The 10,658-nt window shown below is 70.5% G+C and carries 8 protein-coding genes; 4 read left to right on the top strand and 4 right to left on the bottom strand.

Translation table 11 applies throughout. The features are described 5' to 3' along the window. Positions 1–10: 10 nt before the first annotated feature. Positions 11–1,786, bottom strand: coding sequence for an arginine--tRNA ligase (gene argS / locus ACIQMX_RS32975; RefSeq protein WP_363068861.1), 1,776 nt, complete (start codon positions 1,784–1,786; stop codon positions 11–13). 168 nt (positions 1,787–1,954) lie between these two features. On the opposite strand from argS, the gene lysS reads away from it, so the two are divergent. After that, entirely contained in the window at positions 1,955–3,721 is a 1,767-nt protein-coding gene (gene lysS / locus ACIQMX_RS32980; protein WP_363069196.1) for a lysine--tRNA ligase, read from the top strand. Between the two features lie 229 nt (positions 3,722–3,950). Here lysS and ACIQMX_RS32985 read toward each other — a convergent pair whose 3' ends face one another. Together ACIQMX_RS32985 and ACIQMX_RS32990 are read right to left on the bottom strand one after the other, a co-directional pair. Further along, positions 3,951–4,889, bottom strand: coding sequence for an ACP S-malonyltransferase (locus ACIQMX_RS32985; RefSeq protein WP_402483677.1), 939 nt, complete (start codon positions 4,887–4,889; stop codon positions 3,951–3,953). A gap of 292 nt (positions 4,890–5,181) precedes the next feature. Then, the gene (locus ACIQMX_RS32990) at positions 5,182–6,093 is read right to left on the bottom strand and encodes a UbiA family prenyltransferase (RefSeq protein WP_402483678.1); all 912 of its coding nucleotides are present in this window, start codon (positions 6,091–6,093) and stop codon (positions 5,182–5,184) included. A 485-nt stretch (positions 6,094–6,578) separates the two neighbouring features. Here ACIQMX_RS32990 and ACIQMX_RS32995 point away from each other — a divergent pair, with 485 nt between their 5' ends. From ACIQMX_RS32995 to ACIQMX_RS33005, 3 genes are all read left to right on the top strand, one after another. Beyond that, positions 6,579–7,352: a 4'-phosphopantetheinyl transferase family protein gene (locus ACIQMX_RS32995; protein ID WP_402483680.1), complete on the top strand. Its 774-nt coding sequence runs from the start codon at positions 6,579–6,581 to the stop codon at positions 7,350–7,352. 63 nt (positions 7,353–7,415) lie between these two features. Then, positions 7,416–8,516 (top strand): histidine kinase, encoded by a 1,101-nt coding sequence (locus ACIQMX_RS33000; protein WP_363068869.1) that lies wholly within the window; start codon positions 7,416–7,418, stop codon positions 8,514–8,516. Further along, on the top strand, positions 8,500–9,174 hold the full coding sequence (locus tag ACIQMX_RS33005; RefSeq protein ID WP_363068871.1) for a response regulator transcription factor: 675 nt from the start codon (positions 8,500–8,502) through the stop codon (positions 9,172–9,174). Before ACIQMX_RS33000 ends, ACIQMX_RS33005 begins: the two co-directional genes overlap by 17 nt. A gap of 50 nt (positions 9,175–9,224) precedes the next feature. Here ACIQMX_RS33005 and ACIQMX_RS33010 read toward each other — a convergent pair whose 3' ends face one another. After that, positions 9,225–10,625 carry a PLP-dependent aminotransferase family protein gene (locus ACIQMX_RS33010; RefSeq protein ID WP_363068873.1) on the bottom strand — a complete coding sequence of 467 codons (1,401 nt, stop codon included), beginning with the start codon at positions 10,623–10,625 and terminating at the stop codon, positions 9,225–9,227. Positions 10,626–10,658: the final 33 nt, after the last annotated feature.

The raw sequence follows: 10,658 nt of genomic DNA on the forward strand, positions 1-10,658 counted from the left end.
TCGCCGGTGCTCAGAGCCGCTCGGGGGTCCTGATGCCGAGCAGCGCCATGCCCTTGTGCAGGGTGCGGGCGGTGAGGTCGCAGAGGAAGAGGCGGTTCTCCACGACCTCGGACGGGTTCTCGTCGCTCAGGACGTGGCACTGGTCGTAGAACGTCGTGTAGAGCGAGGCGAGCTGGTAGAGGTACGCGGCCAGCTTGTGCGGCTCGTAGCCCGCCGCCACCTCGGACAGCACCTCGCCGAACTGGTCCAGGTGCAGGCCGAGCGCCCGCTCGGCCGGGGCCAGTTCCAGCTCCGGGTGCGCGACCGGCTTCGCGTCGCCGGCCTTGCGCAGGATCGACCGGATCCGGGCGTAGGCGTACTGGAGGTACACCGACGTGTCGCCGTGCAGCGACACCATCTGGTCCAGGTCGAACTTGTAGTCCCGTACGGCGGAGGTCGACAGGTCCGCGTACTTCACGGCGCCGATGCCGACGTAGCGGCCGTTCTCGACGATCTCCTCCTCGGAGAGGCCGATCTTCCCGGCCTTCTCCCGGACGACGGCCGTCGCCCGCTCGACCGCCTCGTCGAGCAGGTCCTCCAGCCGGACCGTGACGCCCTCACGGGTCTTGAACGGCTTGCCGTCCTTGCCGAGCACGGTGCCGAAGGCCAGCTGGTGCGTCGTGACGCCGTCCTTCAGCCAGCCGGCCCGGCGGGCCGTCTCGAAGACCATCCGGAAGTGCAGGGACTGCCGCACGTCCACCACGTACAGCAGGGTGGTCGCGTCGAGGTTCTGCACCCGGTCGCGGACCGCGGAGAGGTCGGTGGCCGCGTAGCCGTAGCCGCCGTTCGTCTTCTTGACGATCAGCGGGGTCGGGTTGCCGTCCGGGCCCTTCACGTCGTCGAAGAAGACGCAGAGCGCACCCTCGGAGCGGACGGCGACGCCCGTCTCCTCCAGGATGCGGCAGGTCTCCTCCAGCATGTCGTTGTAACCGGACTCGCCGACGATGTCGGGGTCGTTGATCTTCATGTCGAGCTTGTCGAAGACCGAGTAGAAGTAGACCTTCGACTCGTCGACGAACCGCTGCCACAGGGCGAGGGTCTCCGGCTCGCCGGCCTGGAGCGCGACCACCCGGTCCCGTGAGCGGTTCTTGAACTCCTCGTCGGAGTCGAAGAGGGCCCTCGACGCCTTGTAGAGCCGGTTCAGCGACGACATGGCGGCCTCGCCGTCGGCCTTCTTGTCGTCCTCGTGGTCCAGCTCGTCGGGGTGCTCGATCAGGTACTGGATGAGCATGCCGAACTGGGTGCCCCAGTCGCCGATGTGGTGCCGCGGGACGACGGACTCGCCGGTGAACTCCAGGATCTGCACCATCGCGTCGCCGATCACGGCGGACCGCAGGTGGCCGACGTGCATCTCCTTGGCCACGTTCGGCTGGGCGTAGTCGATGACCGTGGTGCCGGCGGAGGCGTTGTACGGCACGCCGAGCCGGCCCTCGTCGTCCGCGGCCCGGGCGGCGAGGGTCTCGGTGATCGCCTTGTCCGAGAGCGTGATGTTCAGGAAGCCGGGTCCGGAGACCTCGATGTCCTTGATCAGGTCGCTCGCCGGGAGGGCGCCGGTGACCTGGGCGGCCAGCTCGCGCGGGTTGCCCTTGAGCTTCTTGGCGAGCGCCAGGATGCCGTTGGCCTGGAAGTCGGCCCGGTCGCTTCGGCGCAGCAGCGGGTCCGCGGTACCGGCATCCGGCAGGGCTGCCGTCAGGGCGTCCGCCAGCTGCTGCTGGAGCGTGGAAGCGAGGGAATTGACCGAGGCCATGAGCTGGCTGCCGTTTCCGTAGGGGTACAAGGGATGGGCCCAAGTATCCCACGGGCCGCAAACGGGTTTTTCGCGTCCGGCCGCGCGGCTCGTAAAGCCGTTTTCGCGCTGTGGGCGGTACCTGGGAGAATGGTCCACGCCCCTATGAGTCCTACAAGAGAGAAGGACGTGCCGACCGTGGCTCAGAGTCAGAGCAGCACCGAGACCGACTGGGTCTCCCGCTTCGCGGACGAGGTCATCGCCGAATCGGAGCGTCGTGCGCCTGGCAAACCGGTCGTCGTCGCGTCCGGCCTCTCCCCGTCGGGCCCGATCCACCTGGGCAACCTGCGTGAGGTCATGACCCCGCACCTGGTCGCCGACGAGATCCGCCGTCGCGGGTACACCGTCCGGCACCTGATCTCGTGGGACGACTACGACCGCTACCGCAAGGTGCCGAACGGGGTCGAGGGTGTCGACGCGTCCTGGGCCGAGCACATCGGCAAGCCGCTGACCTCGGTGCCCGCCCCGGCCGGTTCCGCGTATCCGAACTGGGCCGAGCACTTCAAGGCCGCCATGGCGGGGGCCCTGGACGAGCTGGGTGTCGAGTACGACGGGATCAGCCAGACGGAGCAGTACCTGGCGGGGACGTACCGCGAGCAGATCCTGCACGCGATGCGCCACCGCGCGGACATCGACGCCGTCCTGGACCGCTACCGGACCAAGAAGGACCCGGCGGCCGGTGGTGCCAAGGGCGGGAAGAAGCCGCAGCAGCAGAAGAAGGTCGACGAGGCCGAGCTGGAGGCCGAGGCGGGTTCCGGCGCGGCGAGCGAGGACGACGGCAGCGGCGGCTCGGCCGGCTACTTCCCGTACAAGCCCTACTGCGGCAACTGCGAGAAGGACCTGACGGCGGTCACGTCGTACGACGACGAGAGCACCGAGCTGAACTACACCTGCACGGCCTGCGGCTTCGCCGAGACGGTGCGGCTCAAGGAGTTCAACCGCGGCAAGCTGGTCTGGAAGGTCGACTGGCCGATGCGCTGGGCGTTCGAGGGCGTGATCTTCGAGCCGAGCGGGGTGGACCACTCCTCGCCCGGGTCCTCGTTCGTCGTCGGCGGCCAGATCGTCCGCGAGATCTTCGACGGGGTGCAGCCGATCGGACCGATGTACGCGTTCGTCGGCATCTCCGGCATGGCGAAGATGTCCTCCTCCAAGGGCGGTGTGCCGGTCCCGGCCGACGCGCTGAAGATCATGGAGGCGCCGCTGCTGCGCTGGCTGTACGCGCGCCGCAGGCCCAACCAGTCCTTCAAGATCGCCTTCGACCAGGAGATCCAGCGGCTCTACGACGAGTGGGACTCGCTGGGGCGCAAGGTCGCCGACGGCTCCGTGCTCCCGGCGGACGCCGCCGCGTACGCCCGGGCCATCGGGACGGCCGCCGGTGAGCTGCCGAGCACGCCGCGTCCGCTGCCGTACCGGACCCTCGCCTCGGTCGCCGACATCACGGCCGGTGCCGAGGACCAGACGCTGCGCATCCTCAGCGAGCTGGACCCCGAGAACCCGCTGACGTCGCTGGACGAGGCCAGGCCGCGGCTCGACCGGGCCGAGAACTGGATCACCACCCAGGTCCCGGCCGAGGCCCGCACCGTCGTCCGCGGTGAGCCGGACAAGGAACTGCTCGGTTCGCTGGACGAGCAGGGACGCGAGTCGCTGCGGCTGCTCCTGGAGGGGCTGGACTCGCACTGGTCGCTGGACGGGCTGACCACGCTCGTCTACGGCGTGCCGAAGGTGATGGAGGGGCTGGAGGCCGATGCCAAGCCGACGCCGGAGCTGAAGGCGGCGCAGCGGTCGTTCTTCGCGCTGCTGTACCGGCTGCTGGTCAGCCGGGACACCGGCCCGCGACTGCCCACGCTGCTGCTCGCCGTGGGGGCGGACCGGGTGCGGACGCTGCTCGGCGCGTAGCACGTCCGGCACGCACAGGGCGAAGGGCCGTCACCCGGGGATCCGGGTGACGGCCCTTCGTTTTCCCCCGCGCGGGGGAGGTCGCGGGGGGTGCGCCTCACGGGGGTGAGGCACGTGTGGGGGTGTTTCGTGGGGCGGTGCGGCGGGGTTCGGGGGTGCGTCGGCGCGGTGGCGGCGGTTCGTGGGGCGCGGCGGCGCGGTGGCGGGTTCGTGGGGCGCGGTGGCGGGTTCAGCCCGTGGGGGCCAGGGCGGTCTGCGGGTCGGAGAACGTGTCGCGCGGGATCCGGGGGACGGTGGCCTTGGCGAGGCCCGTCAGGGTCCGGCCGGGGCCGATCTCCATCAGGCGGTCGCAGGCCAGGTCCGTGGTGAGGGTGTGCAGCGTGTCCGCCCAGCGGACCGGCGCCGTGAGCTGGTGGCGGAGCAGTTCGGCCCAGTGCGGCCCGCCGCGGCGGGCGCGGGCGTCCACGTTGGAGACGACCGCGGAGTGGCCCGGCATGAACCGTGCCGTGGCCAGGGCCGCGGCGAAGGGCTCGACCGCTTCGGCCATCAGCGGGGTGTGGAAGGCGCCGCCGACCGTCAGGGCCACCACTTTGGCCGCCCCGGCCCGTTCCGCCGCCCGGGAGCAGCGTTCCACGTCGGCCGCGTGGCCCGCGATCACCGTCTGCTGCGGTGAGTTGAGGTTCGCCACCCATACCTGGCCGCCGTCCGCGTGGGTCTCGTCGACCAGGCGCTGTGCCTGTGCGGCGTCCAGGCCGAGGATCGCAGCCATCGCTCCTTCCGTCCGTGCGCAGGCCGTCTGCATGGCCGCTCCGCGCGCCACGATCAGGCGGACCGCGTCCTGCGGGTCGAGGATTCCGGCGGCGACGAGGGCGGAGTACTCGCCCAGGCTGTGTCCGGCGCAGGCGCCGGGGAAGGCGGCCAGCGGGTGCTGGTGGCGCAGCTCCGTCAGCGCCACCATGGCCAGCGTGAAGGTGGTCAGCTGGGCGTTGTCGGTACGCCGCAGCGTCTCCGTGCCGGCGTCCAGCAGCAGTGCCTCCATGTCGCGGCCGGCCGCCTCGGAGACCTCCGCCACCACGGACCAGCCGGGGGTACGGTGCCAGGGCAGGCCCATGCCGGGACGCTGCGCTCCCTGGCCGGGGAACATGAGCGCCAGTCGGGTGCTCGCCATCGTCTTCCGTCTCCTTCCTGCGGCCGGGGGTGATGTGTCGCTGAGCGGTGGAGAACGTGTCCGCCGTCCGCTGACACGCGTTCCCCGCCACTGGCGTCAGTGACTTCTTCCATTCCCGGATGCCGCGGTCCGGATCGCATTGTTGCGATCCGTTGCTTTCTCCGGTGATGAAACCACCTCAACCACCCTGTTCGGACGGTGCGTTGCACTTGAGTGGTGGCTGAATGCGCCTTTGGGAGGGGGGGTGTTCCTTTGTGTTTCTCCGGTCCGGTTCCGCGTGTTGAACCGGATATCAGGCGACGGCCTGGCCGAGCAGGGCCAGATGTGCGCAGTGCTGCGTGACCATGAAGAAGCGGTACGGGCGGCGGCGCAGATGGCGGTCGTCGGTGGCGCGGCCCGCGAGCGTCACGGCGGCCAGGGCCAGAGCGCCCGCCAGGACCACGCAGGCGGTGGGCAGTTGCCCGGGCGCCCAGCGCAGGGCTCCGGCGGTGAAGGAGGTGCCCACGGCGACGGCGCCCGCCGAGACGAGGACGCGGGTGCGTCGTTCGCCCAGGGTGACGGCCCAGGTCCGGCGGCCGGCCGCGGTGTCGCCCTCGATGTCGGAGAAGTCCTTGGCGACGGCGCCGACGAGCGCCATCCACAGGGACATGGCGAGGGCCGTGAGGAACAGTGCGGGTGAGCTGGGGGACACGCCGAGGGCCAGGGGGCCGGCGGCGTAGGTGAGCAGCCCGGAGAGGAACACGACGGCCATAGCGGCGGGTGTGCTGTTCTTCCAGACGGTGCGGGGCGCGGAGTAGGCGTGTCCGAGCAGCAGCATGGCCGCGCACAGCAGCAGCGGGCCGGGCCCGGCGCACGCCGCGGACATCAGCGACGCGACGGCCGCACCGCGGGCGACGAGCAGAGCGGTGTGACGGGGCAGCCGGCCGCTCGCTATCGGGCGGGCCGAGCCGTTGACCCGGTCCTCGTGGTAATCCGTGCAGCCGTTGTAGAGATAGGTGTAGAAGATGGCGCCGAACCATGCGAGTGAGCCGAACACCGCCTGGATGACGGACCGGGCGCCGAGCGCCGGATCCGCCGCGAGCGCCAGCGCGATACCGGCGAAATAGCGGAGCTGGAAGGCGATCAGAACGGCGGGTCGGGATTCTTCGATGCAGAGTCTCAGAATTCTTTGATTCCGGTACTTCGGACCACTGGGTGCAGTCACAGGCAGTGGCCGTATCGTCGCCATAGGCATGCCCAGGAGCCTAGGCACGGGCAGGGGTACCTGACTGTTCTGCAAATGAGCCATGGCTACCACTAAAGAGGCATGGAGTACCGGCGGGTCGGATTCCGAATTCCTCCCGGGCCGGATCCCGGTGCCGGAGCCGGAACGGGAGCGGGGCCGGGGCGGCTGTCGCGGAGTCGGCTGTGCCGGAGTCCTGTGCCTCCGTTCCGGTGCGCCGTTCACCCGTGCGTCTGCCCTGTCGCCGTTGCGGTACACCCGTCCGCCGTGCGGTTCCCGCGTTCCGTCCGTCGTTCCGCCGCCCGTGCCCCCGTTCTGGTACGCCGGTCCGCCGCCGAAGTGGACCCCCCGCCCGTCTCCCGCCCGCGCTTCGCTGGTGAGCAGGCGGGCGCCGTCGTATCCGGCACCCCGCTTCCCGTTGAGGGCCGTTGGCAGCCCTGGTCCGTTTCCGACCCCGGGAAGCCTTCATGCATACCCTCCTGTCTCCGTCCCTGCCCCTTCCGACTCACTTCCCTCCCTCCCCGGGCACCTCCGTGCTCGCGCCGGGGGAGATCCATGTCTGGTCCGTTCCGCTGGACCATGTGCCGCCCGAGCGTGCGGACCTCGTCCTCGATCCCGGCGAACGCGCCCGGGCGGCGCGGATCCGTCATCCCCGCGCGCGGTGGCGCTACCGCCGGGCGCATCTCGCGCTGCGCACCGTGCTCGGCGGCTACCTCGGCGTCGCTCCCGGTCTGCCCCGTTTCACCCGGCGCTGCCCCGAGCCGGAGGTGTGCGGCGACTGCGGCCGCGGACGGCCCGTGCTCGTGGACGGGCCGTGGCCCGATCTCGGCTTCAGCCTGTCCCATTCCGGAGCCGCGGCCCTGGTGGGGGTGGCCGGCGCGCCGGGCGCGGTCGGCGTGGACGTCGAGCGGCTGCGCACGACCTTCGACTGGGGCCGGGTGCCCGCGGTGGGGACGCAGGACCGGATTGCTGGATTCCGCACCTGGACCGCGGTCGAGGCGGTGGGCAAGGCGGCGGGAACCGGGCTTCGTATACCGGTTTCGGTCGGCGCTCCCGAGGCGGACGGACTGCGGCGCGCGCACCGGTCAGGTGATTCCGCCGACTGGTACGTTCACGATGTGGACTGCCTCGACGGATATGTGGGTTGTGTTGCCACAGCGATTCCGGGGGCTTCCGTAAGCGTTTTCTCCTGGCCGTCGTACGACTTGTCTCAGAACGTGGGACGGGTGGAGCCGTGTTGACATTCCGTAACCGTACGATGATGATCCGACAGTCGGTTTCTGATGAGGGTGGGGGCTCTTTTGATGCATTCCGGTTTTGTTGAATCCGACACGGCCGAACAACTTCTGGGCCGGACGCGCGAATTACTGTCCGACTACCGGGGCCGGCTCGAAAAGATCAAAAGCCCCCTGGTCGCCACCGAAGAGACCTGGCACACCTGCGCCCTGCAGGCCGAACGCATCATCCGGGACTGCGCGGACAGCCTGCGCAGCGGCCGGGCCGATGTGCGCGACCGGCTGATCCAGCAGGTCGAGGGCCTGGGGGTGGAGCGGGCGACCCAGGGCATCGACGCCGTCCACTCCATCCGTGCCGGGATGATCCTCTTCGACATCGTCTTCGACGCGCTCGGCAAGGCGATGGTGGACTCGCCCGCCTCCTTCGACGGCTTCCAGGCCGGTGTGCGTACGTTGCAGCAGGGGATCGGCAGACGGCTGGAGGCCGGCGCGATCGGCCACGACACCTATCTGCTGAACACGGTGCGGGAGGTCAACGCGGCCAGCCAGCGGCAGCTCGCCCGCGAGATCCACGACCACCTCGGCAACCACGTCAGCCTCGCCCTGCGCCGTATCGAACTGCACGAACTGACCTGGGAATCCAGCCCCGACGAGGTCGCCGCGCGGATCGGTGCCGTCAAGGACACCCTCACCGAGGCCCTCGGGATCATCCGCGACCTGGTGACCCAGCTGCGCCGTGCCGACCGCGAGGGCACGCTGGAGTCCGCGTTCACCGCGTTCCTGGAATCGATGGAGATCACGCCCTCCAAGGTGCGGATCCAGGTCAACGGCAGTGAGGAGTGGGCGCCGCAGGACGTGCTCGACGAGGTGTTCCTCGTGGTGCGGGAGTGCCTGCGCAACTCCCTGGCCCATGCCGAGGCCGAGCACGTGCTCGCGGCGGTGGACATCGCGCCGTACAAGCTGCAGGCGCTGATCGAGGACGACGGATGCGGCTTCGACGTCTCGGAGGTCGCCACGGCGGGCCGGGCCAACGGCATCGCGTCGTGCACCGAGCGGGTCGAACTGCTCGGCGGCACCATCCTGTTCGCCAGTGCGCCCGAGGGTACCCGGGTCACGCTCACGATCCCGCTGATGGACCTCCCAGGTGATTCCGTTGAACACGCGACCTGAACTGATCCGCATCCTGGCGGCCGACGACCACACGCTGCTGCGTACCGCACTGGCCGAACTGCTCAACGCCGAGGACGACTTGCAGGTCGTCGCCCAGGCGAGCAGCGGGCGGGGCCTCGTCGAGCTGGTGGAGCGGCACCAGCCGCATGTGCTGCTGCTCGACGTGGAGATGCCGGACCACCACCCCAGGGCGGCGGTACGAGGGCTGCTGGAACGTTTCCCCAGCCTGCGGATCATCATCCTCACCATGTACGACGACCAGCCGCTCGTCCATGAGCTGCTCCAGCTGGGCGCCCGGGGCTATCTGCACAAGAGCGTCTCCCGGGCGGCCCTGCTGAGCGCGGTACGCAACGCCGCGCGGGAGGACGACCAGATCACCATCCTGGTGCCGCGCTCGGGCTACACGGCGGGCGGTGACCAGGCGCACGACCAGGAGGCCGGTCCGGTGTCGCCGCGCGAGCGCGAGGTGCTGACGTGTGTCGCGGAGGCCATGAGCAACCGGCAGATCGCGGCCAGGCTCGGCATCACCGAAGGCACCGTCAAGCGCCACCTGCGCAACATCTTCGACAAGCTGGACGCGGTGTCGCGCATCGACGCGGTGAACAAGGCGCTGGCCCAGAAACTGATCGCGGCGCCCCGGGGCCGCTCGATGCGCTGAGCCGTCCGTCAGCGGCGCCTCAGTGGCCCGTCAGCGGCCCCCCGGCGGCCTCAGGCCCGGCGGGCTTCCTCGTACGCCGCGCCGATGGCCGCCACGGCCTCGGCGATGCCCGTGAGGGGCAGGGAGCCGTAGCCCAGGAGCAGGCCCGGCTCGCCGGGCGGACCGCCGAAGCGGAACGCCGCGCCGCTGCGCACGAGGACCGAGCGGCGCAGGGCGCCGTGCACCACGGCCGCCTCGTCCGTGCCGGGAGGCAGGACGGCGTAGCTGTGCAGGCCGGCCGCGCAGCCGATGATGCGGGCCTCCGGCAGGGACTCGTGGACGGCCGCGGCCAGTGCCTCGCGGCGGGAGCGGTAGCGGGAGCGGACCCGGCGCAGGTGCCGGTCCAGCAGGCCGCTGCGCATCAGTTCGGCGAAGGCCAGCTGGGTGAGGGTGTCGGAGCCCTGGTCCTGGCGTGAGCGGACCCGCTCCATCAGCGGGTACAGCTTCGGGGGTATCGCCAGCCAGCCCAGTCGCAGGCCGGGGACCAGGACCTTGCTCGTGGTGCCCGCGTAGACCACCCGCTCCGGGTCGCCCTCCTGCAGCGCGGTGGGCCTGATCCCGCGGTCGAACCAGAACTCGCCGTCGTAGTCGTCCTCGATGATCCAGCCGTCCCGGGCCCGTGCCCAGGCCAGGAGCTGCTCGCGGCGCTCCGGCGACATCATGACCCCGGTGGGGAACTGGTGCGCGGGGGTGACCAGGACCGCGCGGGCGCCCGAGCGTTCCAGGGCCTCGACGACCAGGCCCTCCTCGTCGACGGGGACCGGCAAAGGGGTCAGCCCGGTGTCCAGGATGAACCGGCGCTGGCCGCTGTGTCCTGGCTCCTCGATGGCCAGTTCATGGATGCCGAGGCGCTGGAGCGAGTCGGAGAGCAGGGCCAGGCCCTGGGCGAATCCCGCGGTGACCATCACCTGGCCCGGCTCGGTGTGCACCGAGCGCACGCGGCCCAGATAGCCGGAGAGTTCGTTGCGCAGTTCGGCGATGCCGGAGACCGGGGGGTAGTCCATGCCTTCGCGGCCGACGTCTCTCAGCACTTTCGTATAGGAGTTGAGCCACTCCTGGCGCGGGAAGTTCGACAGGTTCGCTATGCCGACCCGCAGATCCCAGCGCGCGCTCGTCGCCGGGCGGGAGTCCAGCAGGGAGGTGTCGCCGACGCTGTCGGGCATCTTCCGGGCGACATGGGTGCCCGATCCGCGGACCGCGTCGAGATAGCCCTCGGCGATCAGCTGCTCATAGGCCTCGACCACGACGCTGCGCGAAAGGCCCAGGTCCAGGGCGAGTTGACGGCTCGACGGCAGGCGTGCGCCGGGGTGCAGCACCCGGTCCTCGACCCTGGTCTTGATGGCGTTCTGGAGCTGCGCGGTGAGCGGTACCGCCGAGTCCCGGTCCACTTGCACCGACAGGTGCCAGGCCATCTGGTCTGCTCCGTCTCCCCCGCAGTGGTCTGG

Origin of the sequence: Streptomyces sp. NPDC091416 (assembly GCF_044756845.1) — a bacterium.
GTDB lineage: Bacteria > Actinomycetota > Actinomycetes > Streptomycetales > Streptomycetaceae > Streptomyces.

Bases quoted from the DNA above. Each gene is read 5' to 3' on its own strand.
- argS (WP_363068861.1), bottom strand. From the start codon at position 1,786: ATGGCCTCGGTCAATTCCCTCGCTTCCACGCTCCAGCAGCAGCTGGCG.
- ACIQMX_RS32995 (WP_402483680.1), top strand. From the start codon at position 6,579: ATGCATACCCTCCTGTCTCCGTCCCTGCCCCTTCCGACTCACTTCCCT.
- ACIQMX_RS33010 (WP_363068873.1), bottom strand. From the start codon at position 10,625: ATGGCCTGGCACCTGTCGGTGCAAGTGGACCGGGACTCGGCGGTACCG.
- ACIQMX_RS32985 (WP_402483677.1), bottom strand. From the start codon at position 4,889: ATGGCGAGCACCCGACTGGCGCTCATGTTCCCCGGCCAGGGAGCGCAG.
- ACIQMX_RS33000 (WP_363068869.1), top strand. From the start codon at position 7,416: ATGCATTCCGGTTTTGTTGAATCCGACACGGCCGAACAACTTCTGGGC.